This is a genomic window from Streptomyces sp. NBC_01450 (assembly GCF_036227505.1).
In the GTDB taxonomy this organism is placed as follows: domain Bacteria; phylum Actinomycetota; class Actinomycetes; order Streptomycetales; family Streptomycetaceae; genus Streptomyces.
The window spans coordinates 9,929,504-9,948,496 of sequence record NZ_CP109480.1 but is presented as its reverse complement, the minus strand read 5'-3'; the positions used below and the strand labels follow the sequence as shown (position 1 = coordinate 9,948,496).

Genomic DNA, 18,993 nt, shown 5'->3' with positions numbered 1-18,993 from the left:
CGGGGTGGTGTCCTCGGCCCTTTGCCCGTCCAGTCTGGCCGGATGATCGGTGGTTGTAAGGGCCGGAGTTTTCCTAGGTGCGCGAGGACCAGGCTGCGCGCACCGGTGTTCCTGCTCGCCCCGCGGTGCCGGTCGACCGGTGAGGAACCGCAACACTCTGTGTGACGGCGCAGCGCCGTGCCGTCCGTGTCAGGACCTACCCTGGACCGCATGATCAATGGTGGCCACGTCATCATCTACAGCCGTGACGCGGAAGCTGACCGGGTCTTCTTCAGGGACGTTCTGGAGTATCCGCATGTCGACGTGGGAGGTGGCTGGCTGATCTTCAAACTTCCGCCGACCGAGATCGCCGTGCATCCCACGGACGGCCCGGAGACGCAGGAGCTCTATCTGATGTGCGACGACGTCGACGCGACCGTGGAAAGCCTGGCCGCGAAGGGAGTGGAGTTCACGCAGCCAGTCACCGATGCGCGCTGGGGGCGGCTGACCAGGTTCCGTCTGCCTGGTGGCGGCGAGGTGGGCTTGTACGAGCCCCGCCATGAACGGGCCACCGACCTGTGAGGCGGCACGGCACTTGAGCACGGGCCCTGGCAACAGGACATCGATCTGAATCACACGACGGGCCCCGTCACTCACGTACTCGGTGAGTGACGGGGCCCGTCGAAGCATCATCGAAATCCGATGACTCCAGCCGTCAGACGACAGATGACAAATGACAGATTTCAGATGTCAGATTTCAGATGTCAGACGCCAGGTGTCAGACGCCAGGTGTCAGACGTCAGGAGCTGATGCGCGTCGAACGTCGGCGCCGGGAGACCACGGTGATCGCTCCACCGGCCACGAGAAGGGCCGCGGCACCGGCGGCGATCGGCAGGGCGTTGCCACCGCCCGTCTCCGCGAGGTCGCCGGGCGGGGTCGACTGGCCGCCGTTGGGCGAGGGAGCCGGCGGCGTGGTCGAGTCGGAGGCCGACGGGGTGGCCGGCGTCGTCTCCGGGGTCGACGGCTTGTCGGGCGTCGTCGGGGTCGGGCTGCCCGGAGTCTCCGCGGGCGGCGTGGCGGCGGGCGGAGTCGAGGCCGGCGGGGTCGTCTCGGGCGTGCTCGGCGGCTGCGCCGTGCAGTCGTTCTTGCCGCCGTTCCACGCCATGATCAGCTTGTCCTTGATGACCGCGCGGTCCGGACCCTTGGGCAGGTCGCCGTGCTCGAAGCCGTCGTTGGCGTCGAACTTGCCGTCGAACTTCACGGCGCCACGGTAGAGGTCGATCTGCGCGTAGCAGCCGGCGTCGGGCACCGCGATGTCGAGGGAGTCGGTCTCGCCCGGCTTGACCTTGACGCTGTCGAAGTCGTGGAAGACCTGCTCACCGGAGGTCTTGAAGGTGGCTCCGTGGGTGCGATACGCCGCGAGCGAGGCGGTGCAGGACCCGGCGTCGCCCGCCGCGCGCACCTTGATGTGCACCTTGCCGTCCTCGGTGGGCTTCAGGTTCTGGTCGTCGACGCGGACCGAGTCGTAGAAGTTCGTCCCGTCCACGGAGAACTCGCAGCGATCCGCCGCGGTCACCGTACCCGCGCCCTGGCCGGGCTTGTAGGCGCCCTTGCCGCTGTCCCAGCCGTCGCCACCGGGGGTACCCGTGGCCCAGGCGCTGGTGGTGGCCGCGGAGAGGGCGAGGGCCGCCACACCCGTACCCAGCAGGCAACGAAGGGTGACACGTCTCGCTATGGACATGCAGATCCCATCTTGATGAATCCAAGACCCGGTCGTCGGCGACAGGGCAGCGCACAGCAGCCGGGGGCCGCACCGGGGATGAGTGGTCGAAGAAACACTGGGCCCACTGGTCACGTGGGCCACAGCTCGACCACATAGTCGATCACCGCGCAGAGGCTGTCAACTTCGCTGAAAACACGACGAGTTCACGCACCATCACATTTCCGACACACAAGGAATCAGCTATTCCGCGGCGACCGGACGGCGGCCGGCCGGCCCTCCTGCCGCGCGCGGCAGGACCGGCGACCAGCACCTTCACCAGGGGCACTCAGTTCCCTCGATCATGCGCACTGAGTGCCATCCTCGATACGCGATGCTAGGTTCCGTCCATGAGTGAGGGACCCCGGCACAGTGACACCGCCGACACGACGACGGCGAAGCCGCCCATGCGGGACGCCCTCGTCGCGGCGGCCTTCCAGCTGTTCCTGGAGCGCGGGTACGAACAGACCACGGTCGACGACATCGTGGCGCTCGCCGGGGTCGGCCGACGGTCCTTCTTCCGCTACTTCCCGTCCAAGGAGGACGTGGTCTTCCCGGACCACGAGCGCTGCCTGACCGACATGACGGCGTTCCTGGGCGACGGCACCGGCGAGGAGGAACCGGTGCGAAAGGTGTGCGACGCCGCCCGGCTGGTCCTGCGCATGTACGCGGAGAACCCGACCTTCTCCGTGCAGCGCTACCGCCTCACCAAGAAGGTCCCCGGCCTGCGCGCGTACGAGTTGTCGGTCGTCTGGCGTTACGAGCGCGCTCTCGCGGAGTATCTGCGCGGCCGCTTCGTCGGCCGACCCGACGGCACCCTGCAGGCCGACGTCGTCGCGGCGGCAGTGGTCGCCGCGCACAACAACGCCCTGCGCTCCTGGCTGCGTTCGGACGGACAGAGCGATCCGGACACCGCCGTGGACCACGCGCTGGGATACGTGCAGGGCTCGTTCGGCCACTCCCCCGGGAACAGCGACGCGTCGGCCGAGGAACGGGAGGACGTGGTGGTCGTGATCTCCCGACGTGGGGCACCGATGTGGCGCGTCGTACAGGAGATCGAGTCCACGCTCGGCCTGGACTGAGACACCTCGTCCCGCCCACTTCCCCATTTTGAGGGTACCGAGTGCCTTTACGAGTGGCACTCAGTGCCATAACCTGTGGCTCGTGCGCGGCGATCCGGGCACCCCAGACTCCGGCCGAGCGCAGGGAGATGACATCGTGTACCACCCAGGAATCGCCCTTCACCCGGGCATCGGACCCGCGACGGACGTACTCGGTACCGACTCCACGCCGAACGGGACGTCAACATCGGACGCCCTTCTCTTCCAGCGGTGCCGCTGGTGCGGGACGGCGATGTACCACCGCCTTCTCTGCCCGGTCTGCGCGGGCAGTGACCTGCGGACGGAGGCGAGCGCGGGGGCCGGTGTCGTGCGCCATGCCACCGTCGTCCACCGCAACACGCCGGCGGCGCGGAACGTCTCCCTCGTTGAGATGGCGGAGGGATTCACCGTCCGCGGCCGGGTGATGGGCGCGCCCGCCGACGTCCACAGCGGCGACCGGGTCCAGCTCTCCACCGCTCAGGATCCGGTGCGCAGCCAGCCGGTGTTCCAGCTCGTCGACGGCCCCTACCGAGGCTGGAGTTGACATGGGACGGCTGAACGAACCGGTGCGCGCCGCCAGTTCGTCCAGCCGCCGGGAGAGAACCCTCAGCCGTACGTGATGTCGGACGTCGCGTACTTGCAGTACGTACTGTCGGGGCCGGTCCCGTTCGTGGTCGGCTCGGCCCCCGTGTTGTTGCCGATGTACTTCTGGCAGGGGATGATCTTCTTGCTGGAATCCCCGACGATCCTGATGGCCTTCAGGGTCGCGCTGTCGCCGTAGTTGGTGTTGATGCCGACAAGCTTGCTTCCCTTGTAGGTGGCCTCGATCCCGCTGAGGTTGATCGCCCGCTTGTACTGCGTCTTGCAGTTGCCGCACGAGCGGACGAACGTACCGAAGGTCTGCACCGCGAAGTTCGAGACGTTCAGCGTTCCGGCACCGTTGAACTGGAACACCTTGTCGCTGGCTTCCTTCGCGCCGCCGCCCGAGACGGTGTAGACGTTGGACGACGAGGACCCCAGGAATGTCGCCGCGTCCTCCCCGACGTCCTCCCACCACACGTTCTGCAGCGTGCAGCTGCCCAGGCAGTGGATGCCGTCCGCGGCGGGGGCCCCGATGATGACGTTCTTCAGAACGGTGCCGGCGGCGAGCTCCAGGATCGGCCCCTGGTCCTCGTCCTGACTGTCGGAGCCCAGGTCACCGGTGCCGTAGAGCCGCTTCATCCCGTAGTCCTTGGTACCGGAGACCGAGATGGTGGCGGAGACCGCCTGGCTGCCGTTCGCGGTGGGCCAGGTGGCGGCACTCGCCGGAGACAGACCGCCGCCTGCCATGATCATGACAGCCGACAGGCCGACCGCGGCCAGAGAGCCCGTGAGGGCGCGCCGACGGGCGCGCGGGCGTGCTGATGAGGTCATGTCCCGATTCCTCCTTCTGAGCGTGGGGGCGATCAGAGCTTTCCGGCGCCCGCGCCGGACGTCACCGAGGCGACGACACTCGAGGCGGGCTCGGCGGTGTAGCCGTAGGGCGGGGTGGTGAAGGTGCCCACCCGCGAGATCTCGGTGGCGGCTCCGCCGAGGTCGTTCCCACGCAGGTTGGCGTATCCGTCGACGTCGCTGTCGCGGTTGGTCGTGACGGCGACCGTCGTGGTGCGGAAGACGTTGTTCTCGACGAACATCTGGGCGCCCATGCGGGAGTGCACGGCGGTGTCGGCCCCGACGACGTAGTTGTCGTAGAAGTGGCCGGTGCCGAAGCGCAGGCTGGGGATGCGGGAGTTGACGTCGTTGAACCAGTTGTGGTGGTACGTCACCCGCAGATGGCCGGTGTCCTCGCTCGCGTTGTTGTCGCTGTGTCCGACGAGCGAGCCCTTGTAGTGGTCCTTGAAGGTGTTCCAGGACACGGTGACGTAGTCGGAGCCGTGATTGATGTCGAGCAGACCGTCGTAGTAGTCCTTTCCGTGATCACGGTCGGACGAGAAGGAGTTGTGGTCGATCCACACCTTCGTCGACGCCTGCACGGTGATGCCGTCCGCCGGCTTGAGCGGCTTGCTGACGTTCAGGTTGCGGACGACGACGTTGGTCACCTTCTTCAGCCGCAGTCCGCCGCCGGTGAAGCCGGACGACGAACCCAAGCCGAGAACGGTGGTGTTGGAGCCGATGTCGACCTGGCCGCCGAGCGTGATCAGGCCGTTCACGCGTACCACCTTGGCGGTGTCGCCCGTGACGGCCGCCTCGAAGGCGTCGAGGGTGGAGACGGTGACGGCGGTGGCGACCCCGCCACCGGTGGTCCCGGCGCCGAAGCCGACCGGCGAGGTGTCGGCGGCCGAGGCGGACGACGGGAGGACGAGGGCGGCGGTGACGGCCAGGGCGGCCGCGGTGGCCGTGACCAGGGCCGGTCTGCGAGTACGTGTCGGTGGGGGGCGAGTACGCATGCGGGTGCGTCCCTTCGAGAGTGCCGTAGGTCATGTACGCGAACGATGTACGCCATGGCGAACAGCGTGAGGCGTTCGTGACACTCACACCAAGAATCATCAGCTCCAGGGAGTGCGCACATTCCCAGGTGATGCGGCTCGGAGATCTGACGTCTCGCATATGGCATGTCAGGCGCGGGTCACGCTGCTGAACGGGAAACGTAAGGGGTAAGCGCTTTCTAGTCAACGCCCCGCGCAGAACACATCCGGTCGACTCCCGCGCCGGACCGCTCACCCGGCGTTCGGCTCGCCCGGGTCCTCGCGCCGTCCGCCATGACCTCCACGCGATGGCCGTCGCCCGACTTCACACGGTCGGGGCAGTCCGCCTCACATTCGAGGAGGCTGTCTCGTCATAGGGGCATGAACTCGAAAATCCGGTACGCCGCTCTCGGCCTCCTGGCCGTGACCGGCCTGTACACAGGCGTCTGGGCCTACTGCTCCCCCACGAGCTGGTACGCGAACTTCCCCGGCCTGGGACTGAGCTGGCTGCCCCAGCTGGGCCCCTACAACGAACACCTCACCAAGGACGCCGGGGCCATGTTCCTGGCCCTGGCCGTCCTGACGGCCATCACCCTGCGTTCCGTGGACAACACCCGGCTGGTGCAGACGACGGGTGCGGTGTGGCTGGTCTTCAACGTGCTGCACTTCAGCTACCACGTCCAGCACCTCGACATGTACAACACACGCGACCAGATCCTCAACGTCGTCTTCCTGGCCGCACTCATCCTGCTGGCGGCCCTGCTGCTGGTACCGGCCCTCCCCGTACGACGGGACCACACGCGATGACGTACAACGACAACAGCGGCAACGGCAGTGCCCAGGGTGACAACAGCGACGTGAGCGCGAAGGGGAGGCCCGGCATGCGGGTGGCAGTGGCAGGCGGGACCGGACTCGTGGGACGGTACGTGGTCGAGGAACTGACCGCGGCCGGGCACCACCCGGTGGTACTGGCCCGCTCCACGGGAGTGGACCTCGTGACCGGCACCGGACTCGACGCGGCCCTGGCAGGCGCGGAGGCGGTCATCGACGTCAGCAACGTGACCACCACGAGCGGCAAGAAGGCCATCGCGTTCTTCGACCGGGTCGCCCACACCCTCTTGGACGCCGGTGAACAGGCCGGGGTCCGCCACCACGTCCTGCTGTCGATCGTCGGCATCGACCGGGTCGGCCTCGGCTACTACCAGGGAAAACTGCGCCAGGAGAAGGTACTGGAGAGCGGGCGCACACCGTGGACGGTGCTGCGCGCCACCCAGTTCCACGAGTTCGCCCAGCAGACCCTCGACCGCGTTCCGGGACCCCTCGCGGTGGTGCCCCGGATGCGGACCCAGCCCGTCGCCGCCCGCGAGGTCGCCCAGCACCTCGTACGACTGGTCCAGGCCCCCGCGCAGGGCATGGCACCCGAACTCGCCGGACCGCGTGTCGAACAGGTCGTCGACATGACGGGCCGGCTGCTGCGGGCCCGGCACCAGCACCGGCTGCTGCTGCCCGTGAAGATGCCCGGCGCCACCGGCACCGCCATGACCGGCGACGGCCTGCTCCCCACCGGCCCCGGCCCCCGCGGCAGCCAGACCTTCGACGAATGGCTCACCCAGCTCGTCACCCAGCACTCCGGCAACCACGCCGTCCGGGAAGGATGACGGACCCGTGTCCACGACCCCGGAACCCGCCCAGGACCCCACCCTCGGCTCCCTCCTGACCGAGCGCCGTCGGCTGCTCAACCTCGGCTACCGCATGCTCGGTTCCGTGCAGGACGCCGAGGACGTGGTCCAGGAGACCTACGCCCGCTGGTACAGCCTGTCCGAGGAGGGGCAGCAGGGGATCGACGCGCCGCTGGCGTGGCTGACCCGGGTCGCCTCCCGGATCTGCCTCGACCACCTCGCCTCGGCACGCGTCCGCCGCGAGCGCTACACCGGTGAATGGCTGCCCGAGCCCATCCGGCACAGTGCCACGTGGAGCAGCACCGGCGCCGACGAGGGCGGCGGTGATCCGGCCGACCGGATCACCCTCGACGAGTCGGTCAGCATGGGGATGCTGGTGGTCCTGGAGTCGTTCACTCCGGCGGAACGCGTCGCCTTCGTCCTCCACGACGTCTTCGGCATGCCTTTCACCGAGATCGCCGACACCGTGGGCCGCACCCCCGCCGCCTGCCGCCAACTCGCCTCCTCCGCCCGTCGGCGCATCGCCGACCAGCGCCCCGGCGGCAGCACCGCACCGGAACACCGGCAGATCGTCACCGCGTTCCGCCAGGCCTGCCAGAGCGGCGACCTCGACACCCTCGTCACCCTGCTCGACCCCGATGTCGAGTCACGCAGCGACGGAGGCGGCAAGGTCCGCGCGGCCCTGCACCCGGTCATCGGCCGGGACAAGGTCGCCCGCCTCGTCCTCGGCCTCATGCGCAACGCATCCGAGTTCGAGCTCGTCGAGGAGGACGTCAACGGCGCCCCCGGCATCACCGTCCACATCGCCGGCACCACCATCGCCGTCCTCGCCCTGGACATCCACGACGGGCTGATCAGCGACCTGTGGATGGTCCTCAACCCCGACAAACTCCACGCCTGGACCGGCTACGAAACCCCCTGAGGACCGGATCGGCCACCCGAGGGGCGTGATCGTGCGGTCACACAGGACGCGGCCGCACGATCACGTGGTGAGGGAGATGCGAATCCCGACCGTGCCGCCCTCGCCGCGCCGCAGACGGCTGCCGAAGAGGGTGAGGCGGCCGAGGATGCCGTACTTGCCGGCGATCAGCTGTCGGTAGCGCGCGGAGCCGGCCTGGTCGAGGATCTCCGCCGTGGCCGGGACCGGCTCGCCGGTCGGCTTGCCCCGCGCGTCGCACGGGCCCACCAGGACGTCGGCCCGGTTACGGATCCGCTTCACCTTCCAGGAGTCCGCGCTGGTCCAGGCGCCGAGCGCCGCACCGTCCCGGACCACCCACACGGGCGTCGCCACTCCCGTACCGTTCTTGCGATAGCTCGTGATCAGCAGGAACTTGCCCGAACCGAGCGTGTCCAGCGTCGTGTCGTCCATGCGGGGAGTCTAGGCAGTCACGGCCGGGAGTCCAGGGCGCCCGTTCAGGACAGCTGGCCGTCGTAGTCCGGCAGCTTGAAGGTGCGCTCGGCGTGGCCGCCGACGAGGTCGGAGTCGTTGTTGCCGACGTTGGCGATGATCGTGTAGCCGAGCGACTCGATCTCCGCGCGCTTGCTGCTCTTGTAGGCGCTGACCTCGTCGAACAGATCGGGCAGGTCGCGCGTGTAGAGACCGGAGACCGGGTAGCCGACGCTCGTCAGGTTCCACTGCGTCAAGGACGAGATGATGCCCGGGCGCGCGCTGATGAAGAAGATGTCGACGCCGCGGGAGCGCGCGTAGCGGGCGAGGTCGAGCGAGGGCTTGACCGCCGGGGTCGGCAGCTCGTACCAGGGGTGGAAGTCCGTCTCCAGCGTGGTGTTGTCGATGTCGAAGACGAGGGCCAGCTTCTGCCCGGCGACGTTCGCGGTGCGCTGCTCGACGTAGGGCCGTGCCTGGTCGATGACCGCCTTGACGTCGCTCTGCCAGGTGGCGTAGCCGACCGCGGCCGTCGTCACCGTCGCGGTCACCGCCGTCTGGGCCGGAGCCGCGGCGGCGGTCCCCGCAGCGGTGACCGTCCCCCCGATGCCCAGCGCCACGACCGCCGAGACCGCGCCGATCCGGCGCCCCACACCGCGTCCTGTCATGCCCGTCCCCTTTTCACGTCGGAGCGGCGAGGTGCCTCGACCTTCGCCGCTGGACAGATGATCGTGCCTAAGGATGTACGAAAAGGGAAGACGAAGTTACCGATCGGTAGAAGATCTCGTGGCCGCCCCCCCCCTTACGCGGGGTGGCACCCAGGGTCATCCCGTGTGACCCTGGGTGCCACCGGCGGCGGGCCGCGATGTCGGCCCACGAAGGAGGCAGCTCGGATGGATGCACCGAACATCGTGATCGTCGGCGGCGGGTTCGCCGGTGTCGAATGCGCACGCGGGCTCGAGCACGCGCTTCAGCCGGGTGACGCCCGGATCACCCTGGTCAGCCCCACCGACTACCAGCTCTACCTGCCGCTGCTGCCGCACGTCGCCGCCGGTGTCGTCACCCCGCAGTCCGTGGCCCCCTCGCTGCGCCGGATCCTGCGCCGCACGACGTTTCTGCCGGGCGGGGTGGTCGGCGTGGATCCCACGTCCAAGAGGTGCGTCGTACGCAAGATCACAGGAGAGTTCGTCGACCTGTCGTACGACTACTTGCTACTCACCCCGGGCAGCGTGACCCGCACCTTCGACATCCCCGGCCTCCTCGACGAGGCGCGCGGGATGAAGACGCTCGCCCAGGCCGTGTATCTGCGCGACCACGTGATCGCGCAACTCGACCTGGCGGCGGCCACCTCGGACGAGGACGAGCGGGCGGCGCGACTGCAGTTCGTGGTGGTCGGCGGCGGTTACGCGGGCGCCGAGACCGCGGCCTGTCTGCAGCGCCTGACCACCGCCGCGTCGAAGCGCTACCACCCGCGCATCGATCCCGCGCTCATCAAGTGGCACCTGGTGGACGTCGCCCCCAAGCTGCTCCCGGAGCTCGGTGACAAGCTCGGGGCGAGTGCGATGCGTCTGCTGAGCAAGCGCGGACTGCATATCTCCCTCGAGACGACCGTCGCCTCGGTCACGGAAGGCAAGATCACTCTCACGGACGGCCGGGTCCTGCCGTCGCGGACGCTGGTGTGGACGGCCGGTGTCGCGGCGAGTCCGCTGGTCGACTCGCTGGGCGCGGAGACCGTACGCGGCCGGGTCCTCGTCGAGCCGAACTTCAAGGTGCCGGGCCTGGACGGGGTCTTCGCCCTGGGCGACGCGGCCGCCGTACCCGACCTGGCCAGGGCCGACGGTTCGTACTGCCCGCCGACCGCCCAGCACGCCGCCCGGCAGGGCCGGCACGCGGCGAAGAACCTGGCGGCGCTGCTGCGGGGGCAGCCCATGACGCCATACAAGCACAAGGACCTCGGTCTGGTCGTCGACCTCGGCGGCCACGACGCGGTGTCCAAGCCGCTCGGTATCGGTCTCAGGGGCGTGCCCGCGCAGGTCGTGGCCCGTGGATACCACCTCTACGCGCTGCGCACGGGCACGGCCCGGTTCCGTACGGGCGTCAACTGGTTCCTCAACGCGGTCGCGGGCGACGACTTCGTGCGCACCGGCTTCCTCGCCGACCGCAAGGGGACCCTGCGGGAATTCGAGCACACCGACAGGTACCTGAGTCCGCAGGAGGTCGCCGCCCGACTGAGCCGTTAGGCATCACTCGGCCGTGCCACCCAGCAGAGCGAGGTAGCGGCGGGCGAAGAGGTAGGCGTCACCGGGCCAGCGGGCCGAGAGGTAGCGGCCGTCCTCGACGACGAACGCGTCCGTGTCGTCGGTGGCGGTGCCGCGCCGGGTGAGGGTGCGGGGAACGTGGCCGGGACGGTGAGGGCCGCCCTGACCTCGTCCTCGACATACACCGGATAGGTGCGGTATTGACGCCCTCTCCTGCCCGGAGCAGGAGATTCCGGTCCGTACCACTACGCGGTACCACCTTGGGTTCCTGTTTCACGGGCCCCTGCCGACCGGTGAAGGTCAGTCTGACAAGGCCTCCGCAGGCCTGACTTCCCGCCCGTCCGGCGGTAGGTCCAACACCTACGGTGTTGGACCTGACTACCGTAACGTGGTGCTGCGGCCCTCCCGGCCGCTACGGGCAGGCTGCCCTACACCTTCACCCTGAAGGGTGGAGTGCTGGGCCAGAGTTCGATCCGGCCCAGCAGCAGGCCGTCGTACTCCACGACGTCGGCCTCGGCCTCGGCCCAGGAGACGGTGCTGGTGAACTCCGGTGACCCGGTGAGCTGCTCGTAGAACCGCCGGGGCTCCTCCGCGGCGCCCAGTTGTCCGAAGAGCACCCCTGTCAGCAGTCGTGGGTCCGCCGCAGGCCGGGTGCCCGCGTGCTCGGTGGCGAGCACGACCTCGTGCCCCGCATCGGTGAGGATCCGCCAGGGAACGGACACCTCGGTGACGTCGAAGTCGCGGTCGGGGACCGGCATCAGCACGCGCATGCGCCCATCATGGCAGGCCTCGAATCACCGGCCCGGCGGTGCCGAACAAAGGGGATGAACCGGCGGAAGTGGTCGTGTTCGGCGGAGCGGGTGGCAAACCTTGAACCGGAGAACGGCCGAGGGTGAACGCGAGGACACGGGCGCGCGTATGGAAGGAGGGCTCACGACCGGAGCCCCGGCGGCGTCGACGCCGCACCGTACGGCTTCGGGAGCCCATGCATGAGGCACGCACGACGACGGATCGTCCGACGGGGGGCGCGGCTCGCGGCCGTCGGCGGGGTCCTCTGCGGAGGGTTGATGGTGACGCACGCCATGGCGAGCGAGCCGTCCGCCGCGTCACGTGCCCCGCAGAGCGCCACTCTGGCCGCCGCGGGCAAGGGCGCGGGTCTGGTGTCGACCCTGGGTGCCTCGCGCACGGCGGGCAGTTGGATCGCCGCCGACGGGCGCCCCGTGGTCGCGGTGACCGACTCGGCCGCGGCGGCCGAGGTGAAGAAGGCGGGCGCACGCCCCAAGGTCGTGAGCCACAGCATGGAGGACCTCAAGTCCGTGACGAAGGCGCTCAAGGCGGCGCCGCGGGTCGCGGGCACCGCCTGGGCCATGGACTATGTCAACAACGAGGTGGTGGTGCAGGCCGACCGCACCGTCTCCGCCGCCGACTGGTCCCGGATGAAGAAGCTCGCCGAGAGCATGGGCAGTTCGGTCCGCATGGAGCGGACCGAGGGCACGTTCACCACGCGGCTCAACGCCGCCCTGCCGATGTTCTCGACCGGCGGGCGCTGTTCGGCGGGCTACAACGTGACCAACGGGCGCAACGAGTTCATCCTGACGGCCGGGCACTGCGGGCCGGCCGGCTCCGTCTGGTTCGGCGACAACCAGGGCACCAAGCAGCTGGGGCAGACGATCACCACGGCGTTCCCCGGCAGTGACTTCTCCCTCATCCAGTACAACAACGGCGAGAACGACACCGGGAACAACGTCGTCTCGATCGGGGGCGGCAAGGGCGTCCAGATCATCGGCACCGCCGATGCGACGGTCGGCCAGCGGGTCTTCCGCAGCGGCAGTACCAGTGGACTCCACGACGGTCAGGTGAAGGCTCTCAACGCGACGGTCAACTACCCCGAGGGCACCGTGACCGGTCTGATCGAGACCAATGTGTGCGCCGAACCGGGCGACAGCGGCGGGCCGTTGTTCTCCGAGGGCATCGCGCTCGGCGTGACCTCGGGGGGCAACGGGGACTGCACCGCGGGAGGTACGACGTTCTTCCAGCCGATCACCAAGGCCCTCACGGCACTTGGGGTGAAACTGACCGGACCGGGGGCCGCGGCCCAGGGCGCGGCGGGAGCCACCGCCCAGTCCTCCTCCGCTCCCGCGGCCTCGCAGGGCACGGCGGCCGTGCCGGGATCCGCCGCACCGGGCTCGGTCCAGGCAGTGGGGGGCACCTCCGAGTCGCTCCTGGCCCGCCTCACGGACCCGCAGAACATCGGCCCGGGGCTGCTGGTCATCGCCGGCAGCATCATCGCGCTGGTCGCCACGCGTTACATCCGTACGGAACAGGACCGCAACCGCTATCGGCGGCAGTACTCGCAGAGTTGGGGCTGAGGCCGCAGCGGCGGACGGGGAACGGGGCCGAGACTCGCAGAGGAGTCAGGCCCCGTTCGTCACGGGCTCGCGGGGCGGCCGAGCGAGATCAGGCCGCCTGTGTGGGCGACTGGGGGGCGGCTTCCGCCCACTCCAGGACGAGCCGCTGGTACTCCCGGCGCTCCTCCATGCTCAGCGTCCCACCTGCCCGGAACCAGAGGGCCCGGATCTCCTCGTTGACATCGGCGGCGGACCGCACGGAGTCGGTTCCAGGAGTGGTGGACATGGTGTGAAGCATACGGGCCTTGGCGTGAAGGCGATGTGAGTAAAGGTGCACCTCGCGACATTACGGACCGTGAACCTGATCACTCGTCCGACGTGGGATCACCCTTCGCACCTGCTCACCGTCCCTCCCCCGCACCGAGCACCAGCACCTGGATGGCCAGCACCGCGGCCCCGCGCGCCCAGTCGTGGAAGTCGGAGACCTTCGTCTCCAGATTGACCGGATCGGCCTGTGGGTGGCGGTGTGTGAGGATCGTCTCCTCCACGACCGGGCCCGCCACGTCGAGGAGTCCGACGCCCTCTCCGGCGAGCAGGATCTTCTGCGGCATGGCGAAGTTGGCGATCTGCGCCACGAGGGTGCCGAGGGCGCGGGCCGCCTCGTCGAGGACGCGGGCCGGCAGGGGGTCACCCGCCGCGGCACGGGCGAGGATCTCCTCGTAGGTCAGGTCCTCGCCGGTGGCGGCGCGGACCTGGTAGCGGATGCTGGGGATGCCCAGGAGGGAGATGGCGCTGCCGCGTTCCCCTTCGGGAGTGAGGGGGCCGTACGGGTTCACGAGCCAGCGGCGGGCCACGCCCCGCCCGTCCTCGGCGGAGGCGACCCGGCTGCCGCCGAGGACGAGGCCGTAGCCGATCCCGGCGCCGATGGTGAGGACCGCGAAGCGGTCGAGTCCGCGGCCGGCGCCGAACCAGCTCTCGGCCTCCACGAGGGCGGCGACGTCGTTCTCGACGACCACGGGCAACCCGGTGCGCAGTTCCACGAGTTCGGCCAGCGGGACGTCCGTCCAGCCGAGGAAGGCCGACTCGGCGACGACCGATCGTTTCTCGACACGGCCGCCGACTCCGATGCCGATTCCGGCCGGCCCGGGAAAGGCGCGGGCGAACCCGTCGGCCATCTCCGCCAACAGGTCGGCGACTTCGGCCGGGTCGTGGGTGGCGAGCGGGCGGTCATGACGCGCCACGATGTCGCTGCGCAACGTGGTGACGACGCCGTAGACCATGTCCTCGGTGACCTTGAATCCGATGAAGGAGCGGGACTCGGCCACGACGTCCAGCGGCCGTGAGGGACGCCCCTGCCGTAACTCCGCGCCCTCCCCCTCCCCCGACTCGGCGGCCTCGATCAGCAGCCCGGACTCGATCAGCGGTTTGGTCAGCCGGGTGAGGCTGCCCGCCGACAGGTTCAGGCGGCGGGCGATCTCGCTGCGCGACAGCGGTCCGCGCACGAGCACCTCGATCGCCACCGCGCGCTCACCCGGACTCAGTGGCAGCCAGCTGGCGGCGGCATGTGTGGTCATGAGGGTCGGACTCCCACAAGGTTTTATTCTGTCTCAGAAGTAATGGCGTCATTCTATGGCCCCACAGCCTGCCGGAAGAGATGCACGCAGGACCCTTGACGCTTTGATTGTTCCGCATCAAAAGTAAATGGGGCCAGGACGAGCCCGACCCGTGAAGTCTCCACCAGTGAAGGATGTTGCTCAGATGACGTTCTCTCTCGGCATCGTCGGCGCCGGCCAGTTCTCCGGCCAGTTCGCGAAGCTGTTCCTCGCCCACCCCGGCGTCGGCGATGTCCACGTCACCGATCTGCTCCCCGAGCGGGCGGACGAACTGGCGGCCGCCGAAGGGCTGTCGGGCACCTTCCCCTCGTACGAGGCGATGCTGGAGTCGAAGGCGGTGGACGCCGTCGCGATCTTCACCCAGCGCTGGACCCATGGGCCGCTGGTGCTCCAGGGGCTCCGGGCGGGCAAGCATGTGTACTCCGCGGTGCCGATGGCCATCACCCGGGACGAGATCGCGGCGATCATCGACGCGGTACGGGCGACCGGACTGACGTACATGATGGGCGAGACCAGCCAGTACAACCCCGCGACGGTGCACGCCCGCAACCAGATCGCCGAGGGCGCCTTCGGGCGGCTGTTCTACGCCGAGGGCGACTACGTCCATGACATGGATCTCGGGTTCTACGAGGCCTACCAGTACAGCGGCGGTGAGAACTGGAAGGCGACCGCCAGCTATCCCCCGCTCCTGTACCCGACGCACTCGGTGGGCGGGGTGCTCGGCGCCTGGCGGACGCACGCGGTGAGTGTGTCGGCGATCGGGGTGCGTGACGAGCGCGGGGACGGGGTGTTCGACAAGGAGGTCAGCCAGTTCGGCAATGACTTCTCCAACGCGACCGCGCTGTTCGAGGTGGCGGGCGGCGGCTCGTTCCGTACGAATGAGTTCCGGCGGGTCGGCTATCCCTCGCACATCCGGGAGTCGCGTTTCCGGTTGTTCGGGACCGACGCCAGCATGGAACAGCTCGCGACGGTGAGCTTCTGGCAGGACAAGAAGGGGGTGCGGGACATCACGGAGCTGCTCGAGCCCAAGCCGACGCTGGCGCCCGACGATCCCTCGCTCCAGCACATCGCGCCGGCGCTGCGGGCCGCGTTCACGTCCGGGTCGGCGCCCGTGCACGACCGGGCACGGCTCCCCCGGGAGTTCGACCACCTGCACAACGGGCACGAGGGCAGCCACCACTTCCTGGTGGACGACTTCGTGACCGCGGTCAACACCCGGACGCCGCCGTCGGTGAACGCGTGGGTCGCGGCCCGCTACACCCTGCCGGGCATCGTCGCGCACGAGTCCGCGCGGCAGGGTGGGGTCAGGCTGGAGATCCCGGACTTCGGGGACGCGCCCGAGGCGTGATGACGTCCCCGGGCGCGGCCGGGCGCCGTCAGGTGCCCGGCTTGCGGCCGTAGACGAAGACGTCGTCGCCGTTCTTCAGCAGCGACCAGTACTTCTTGGCGGTGGTCGTGGTCATGTTGACGCAGCCGTGTGAGCCGGGCGGGTTCCACATGCTCAGGCCGACCGAGTGGAAGGCCTGCCCGCCGTCGAAGAACTGGCTGTAGGGCATGGGCACGTTGTAGATGGTCGAGACGTGGTCGATGTCCCGCCAGTAGATCTTCTTCAGACCGGTGCGGGTCTCGTAGCCGTCGCGTCCCGTGCGGACCGGCACCGGACCGTAGACGAGCCTGCTGCCGTCCTGGATCCAGCTGAGCTGGAGGGTCAGGTTGACGCAGGCGATGCGGCCCTTGTTGACGGGGCACTTGCCGTCCTTGTTGGGCTTGTTGCCGACGGCCTTCTGCTTGTTCATCAGGTCCATCACGCCCCAGGTGACGGACCCGGCGTAGCCCGCGTTCGGGGTGATGCCGTGCTTCGTCTGGAAGGCCTGGATCGCCTTGCAGTCGGCGGTGGACTGCCGGCCGTCGACCGGTCGGCCGAGGAACTTCTCCACCTGCTTCTGGTACGGGCCGGTCTGTGTCGTGCAGCTCGCGGCCTGCGCGGGCGCCGTGCCCAGCGCGAGCGTCAGCGGCGCGACCAGTCCGGTGATGCCCAGAGCGACGGCTCCCCGTCTGCGTATGTGCCCCATGTCAGGCCCTTCTGTCTGCGTGTTCACCGGTGTTTCCCTCGTTGTGCGCCTGCTAGACCCGCGTCGGGGCACAGGCGTTGTACGGCTGTCCGGTCTGCGACGAAACGGTGACATTGGGGGCAGTCCAGTTACCCCGAATTGGACCAGGCTCCGGGTGCGCCGCCCGACCTAGGCTGCCGCCATGCATCGCACACTCGCCGACGATCTCTCCCGGCTTCCCGAGCTCCTGCAGTCCGCCCGTGACTTCGCCGCCGGGGAGGTGGGCGGACTCGACGGGCGTCCTGTCGCCGACCCCGGCGAGGTGCCCGACCCCGAGCCGCTGCCGGCCGAGGGGCGCGGCGCGCAGGGCGCGCTGAGCCGGTTCACCGAGCGCTGGGCGCCCGGATTCTCCGCTTCCGCGGGCCCGCGCTACCTCGGTTTCGTCACCGGCGGCGCGACGCCCGCCTCGCTCACCGGGGACTGGCTGACCGGTGCGTACGACCAGAACGTGTCCGGCGGCGGCGGGTCGTCGGCGAGCGCGCTGGAGCGGGAGACGGTGGGCTGGCTGCGCGAGCTGTTCGGACTGGGCGAGGCGCACAGCGGGGCGTTCGTGACCGGTGCGACCGTCTCGAACACGGTCGGTCTGGCGATCGCGCGGGAATGGCTGGGCGAGCGGCTGGGCGTGTCCGTGTCACGGGAAGGTGCCGCCGCGCTCGGACCGGTCGACGTGCTGTCCGGCTCCCCGCACTCCAGCGTCACCAAGGCGCTGTCCGTGCTGGGCATCGGCCGGGACCGGCTGCGTACGGTGCCGGTGCTGTCCGGGAACCGCGAGGCCGTCGACGTCGAGCGTCTGGCCGCCGCTCTCGACGGGCTCGACGGGCGCCCGGCGGTCGTCGTGGCGAACGCCGGAACCGTGAACACCGTCGACTTCGACGATCTGCGGGCCATCGCCGCACTCAAGGAGCGGTACGACTTCTGGCTGCACGTGGACGCGGCGTTCGGCGGCTTCGCCGCGCTGTCACCGTCGTACGCGCATCTCGTCGACGGGCTCGACGCGGCCGACTCCGTCTGTGTCGACCTGCACAAGTGGCTCAACGTCCCCTACGACGCGGCCGTGCAGTTCACGCGCCGCCAGGACCTCCAGGTCCGCGTCTTCCACAACGAGTCCCCGTACCTGGGCCTGCCGACCGGCGACCCCGACTTCCTGCACCTCACGCCGGAGAACTCGCGCCGGCTGCGGGCGCTCCCGGCGTGGTTCTCCCTGATGGCGTACGGACGCGAGGGGCATCGCGAGATCGTCGAGCGGAACATCGCGCTCGCCCGGCTGCTGGGCGAACGCATCACGGACGTACCGGAGTTGCGGCTCCTGGCGCCCGTCCGGCTCAACGTCGTCTGCTTCACCCTCGCGGAGGAGCCCACGCGGGAGCGGGTGCACGCGCTGGCGGCGGCGGTCGGGGCCTCGGGCGAGGCCTACGTGACGCCGACCGTGTACGCGGGGACTCAGGGGCTGCGGGCCGCCTTCAGCAACTGGCGTACGACCAAGGCCGACACCGAGAGGGTGTTCTCCGTCCTGCGGTCGGCCGCCCTCACGGCCTGACCGCGCTCTGGAAACCCGTGTTGACCGCCGTGAGGCCGCCGTCGACGCACAGCGTGGTCCCGGTGATCCACGCCGCGTCCCGGGAGGCGAGGAAGGCGACGGCGGCCGCGATGTCGTCCGGCTCACCGACCCGTCCGAGCGGATAGATCCCCGACGCCTGGGCGAGATCGTCGTCGCGGCCCTCCCACGCCGGGGTGCGGACCGTGCCCGGCGCGACCAGGTTGACCCGTACCCCGCGGGGCGCCGCGTGCCCGGCGAGGGTGCGCGTGAGGGACATGAGGCCAGCCTTGGCCGCGCTGTAGGCATGGTTACCGAAGTCCTGGAGGCCGTTCACCGAGCCGATGTTGACGATGGCGCCCCGGCCCGAGGCCACCAGGTGCGGGAGGGCCGCGCGGCAGCAGCGGTACGCGCCGGTCAGGGTGAGGTCGAGGTCGCGGGCCCACACCTCGTCCGGCTCGTCCTCGAAGAGCGGGGCGTCGGGAGAGCACCCGTACGCGTTGTTCACCAGGACGTCGAGCGAGCCGAAGGAGTCCACGGCGTTCGCGACGGCCGCCTCCACCGCCGCCCTGTCCCCCACGTCACACGCCAACTCCTCGGCCCGTCCCCCCAGTTCACGGATCGAGGCGGCCGTCTTCGCCGCCTCGGCCGGGTCCACGTCCGTGACGAGCACCTGAGCGCCCTCCTCGGCCAGCCGGCGGGCGGTGGCCGCGCCGATGCCGCGGGCCGCGCCCGTGATCAGAACTCCGTATCCCTCGAATCGCCTCATGACGGATACCGTGCG

21 protein-coding genes are annotated in these 18,993 nt (G+C 69.6%); 10 read left to right on the top strand and 11 right to left on the bottom strand.

Annotated elements, in window-relative coordinates; genetic code table 11:
- The first annotated feature begins 210 nt into the window (after positions 1–210).
- Positions 211–561 (top strand): VOC family protein, encoded by a 351-nt coding sequence (locus OG568_RS44410; protein WP_266418210.1) that lies wholly within the window; start codon positions 211–213, stop codon positions 559–561.
- 217 nt (positions 562–778) lie between these two features.
- Here OG568_RS44410 and OG568_RS44405 read toward each other — a convergent pair whose 3' ends face one another.
- Entirely contained in the window at positions 779–1,720 is a 942-nt protein-coding gene (locus OG568_RS44405; RefSeq protein WP_266652053.1) for an LAETG motif-containing sortase-dependent surface protein, read from the bottom strand.
- A gap of 425 nt (positions 1,721–2,145) precedes the next feature.
- On the opposite strand from OG568_RS44405, the gene OG568_RS44400 reads away from it, so the two are divergent.
- On the top strand, positions 2,146–2,820 hold the full coding sequence (locus OG568_RS44400) for a TetR family transcriptional regulator (RefSeq protein WP_329536614.1): 675 nt from the start codon (positions 2,146–2,148) through the stop codon (positions 2,818–2,820).
- A 136-nt stretch (positions 2,821–2,956) separates the two neighbouring features.
- Positions 2,957–3,382 carry a Zn-ribbon domain-containing OB-fold protein gene (locus OG568_RS44395; RefSeq protein ID WP_385072033.1) on the top strand — a complete coding sequence of 142 codons (426 nt, stop codon included), beginning with the start codon at positions 2,957–2,959 and terminating at the stop codon, positions 3,380–3,382.
- A gap of 62 nt (positions 3,383–3,444) precedes the next feature.
- On the opposite strand, the gene OG568_RS44390 is transcribed toward OG568_RS44395, so the two are convergent.
- A complete protein-coding gene (locus OG568_RS44390; RefSeq protein WP_329535668.1) occupies positions 3,445–4,251 on the bottom strand; it encodes a pectate lyase in 807 nt (268 codons plus the stop codon).
- A 32-nt stretch (positions 4,252–4,283) separates the two neighbouring features.
- The gene (locus tag OG568_RS44385; protein WP_329535667.1) at positions 4,284–5,264 is read right to left on the bottom strand and encodes a pectate lyase family protein; all 981 of its coding nucleotides are present in this window, start codon (positions 5,262–5,264) and stop codon (positions 4,284–4,286) included.
- Positions 5,265–5,663: 399 nt separating this feature from the next.
- On the opposite strand from OG568_RS44385, the gene OG568_RS44380 reads away from it, so the two are divergent.
- Genes OG568_RS44380 through sigJ form a run of 3 tightly spaced genes read left to right on the top strand, consistent with a single transcriptional unit; the run spans position 5,664 to position 7,883 of the window.
- A complete protein-coding gene (locus tag OG568_RS44380; protein WP_329535666.1) occupies positions 5,664–6,089 on the top strand; it encodes a hypothetical protein in 426 nt (141 codons plus the stop codon).
- Positions 6,086–6,940 (top strand): SDR family oxidoreductase, encoded by an 855-nt coding sequence (locus OG568_RS44375; protein WP_329535665.1) that lies wholly within the window; start codon positions 6,086–6,088, stop codon positions 6,938–6,940. The genes OG568_RS44380 and OG568_RS44375 overlap by 4 nt, the downstream gene beginning before the upstream one ends.
- A 7-nt stretch (positions 6,941–6,947) precedes the next feature.
- Positions 6,948–7,883: an RNA polymerase sigma factor SigJ gene (gene sigJ / locus OG568_RS44370; RefSeq protein ID WP_329535664.1), complete on the top strand. Its 936-nt coding sequence runs from the start codon at positions 6,948–6,950 to the stop codon at positions 7,881–7,883.
- A gap of 60 nt (positions 7,884–7,943) precedes the next feature.
- Here sigJ and OG568_RS44365 read toward each other — a convergent pair whose 3' ends face one another.
- Both OG568_RS44365 and OG568_RS44360 read right to left on the bottom strand, forming a co-directional pair.
- Positions 7,944–8,330 carry a PPOX class F420-dependent oxidoreductase gene (locus tag OG568_RS44365; protein ID WP_266579722.1) on the bottom strand — a complete coding sequence of 129 codons (387 nt, stop codon included), beginning with the start codon at positions 8,328–8,330 and terminating at the stop codon, positions 7,944–7,946.
- Between the two features lie 44 nt (positions 8,331–8,374).
- Positions 8,375–9,013 carry an HAD family acid phosphatase gene (locus OG568_RS44360; RefSeq protein ID WP_329535662.1) on the bottom strand — a complete coding sequence of 213 codons (639 nt, stop codon included), beginning with the start codon at positions 9,011–9,013 and terminating at the stop codon, positions 8,375–8,377.
- 225 nt (positions 9,014–9,238) lie between these two features.
- Here OG568_RS44360 and OG568_RS44355 point away from each other — a divergent pair, with 225 nt between their 5' ends.
- Positions 9,239–10,585: an NAD(P)/FAD-dependent oxidoreductase gene (locus tag OG568_RS44355; protein WP_329535661.1), complete on the top strand. Its 1,347-nt coding sequence runs from the start codon at positions 9,239–9,241 to the stop codon at positions 10,583–10,585.
- A gap of 3 nt (positions 10,586–10,588) precedes the next feature.
- Here OG568_RS44355 and OG568_RS44350 read toward each other — a convergent pair whose 3' ends face one another.
- Positions 10,589–10,849, bottom strand: a complete 261-nt coding sequence (locus OG568_RS44350) for a hypothetical protein (RefSeq protein ID WP_329535660.1) — start codon at positions 10,847–10,849, stop codon at positions 10,589–10,591.
- A gap of 182 nt (positions 10,850–11,031) precedes the next feature.
- On the bottom strand, positions 11,032–11,373 hold the full coding sequence (locus OG568_RS44345; RefSeq protein WP_329535659.1) for a type 1 glutamine amidotransferase domain-containing protein: 342 nt from the start codon (positions 11,371–11,373) through the stop codon (positions 11,032–11,034).
- Between the two features lie 219 nt (positions 11,374–11,592).
- Here OG568_RS44345 and OG568_RS44340 point away from each other — a divergent pair, with 219 nt between their 5' ends.
- Positions 11,593–12,972, top strand: a complete 1,380-nt coding sequence (locus OG568_RS44340; protein ID WP_266418188.1) for a S1 family peptidase — start codon at positions 11,593–11,595, stop codon at positions 12,970–12,972.
- Between the two features lie 88 nt (positions 12,973–13,060).
- Here the strand turns inward: OG568_RS44340 and OG568_RS44335 are convergent, their stop codons facing one another.
- Entirely contained in the window at positions 13,061–13,249 is a 189-nt protein-coding gene (locus OG568_RS44335) for a hypothetical protein (RefSeq protein WP_266579732.1), read from the bottom strand.
- A gap of 103 nt (positions 13,250–13,352) precedes the next feature.
- Positions 13,353–14,525 carry an ROK family transcriptional regulator gene (locus tag OG568_RS44330; RefSeq protein ID WP_329535658.1) on the bottom strand — a complete coding sequence of 391 codons (1,173 nt, stop codon included), beginning with the start codon at positions 14,523–14,525 and terminating at the stop codon, positions 13,353–13,355.
- 184 nt (positions 14,526–14,709) lie between these two features.
- Between OG568_RS44330 and OG568_RS44325 the strand changes: the two genes are divergently transcribed.
- Entirely contained in the window at positions 14,710–15,912 is a 1,203-nt protein-coding gene (locus OG568_RS44325) for a Gfo/Idh/MocA family protein (RefSeq protein ID WP_329535657.1), read from the top strand.
- Positions 15,913–15,940: 28 nt separating this feature from the next.
- On the opposite strand, the gene OG568_RS44320 is transcribed toward OG568_RS44325, so the two are convergent.
- The gene (locus OG568_RS44320) at positions 15,941–16,636 is read right to left on the bottom strand and encodes a L,D-transpeptidase family protein (protein ID WP_329374184.1); all 696 of its coding nucleotides are present in this window, start codon (positions 16,634–16,636) and stop codon (positions 15,941–15,943) included.
- Between the two features lie 181 nt (positions 16,637–16,817).
- On the opposite strand from OG568_RS44320, the gene OG568_RS44315 reads away from it, so the two are divergent.
- Positions 16,818–18,212, top strand: coding sequence for a pyridoxal phosphate-dependent decarboxylase family protein (locus OG568_RS44315; protein ID WP_329535656.1), 1,395 nt, complete (start codon positions 16,818–16,820; stop codon positions 18,210–18,212).
- Here the strand turns inward: OG568_RS44315 and OG568_RS44310 are convergent.
- The gene (locus tag OG568_RS44310; protein WP_329535655.1) at positions 18,202–18,978 is read right to left on the bottom strand and encodes an SDR family NAD(P)-dependent oxidoreductase; all 777 of its coding nucleotides are present in this window, start codon (positions 18,976–18,978) and stop codon (positions 18,202–18,204) included. The genes OG568_RS44315 and OG568_RS44310 overlap by 11 nt on opposite strands.
- Positions 18,979–18,993 lie beyond the last annotated feature (15 nt).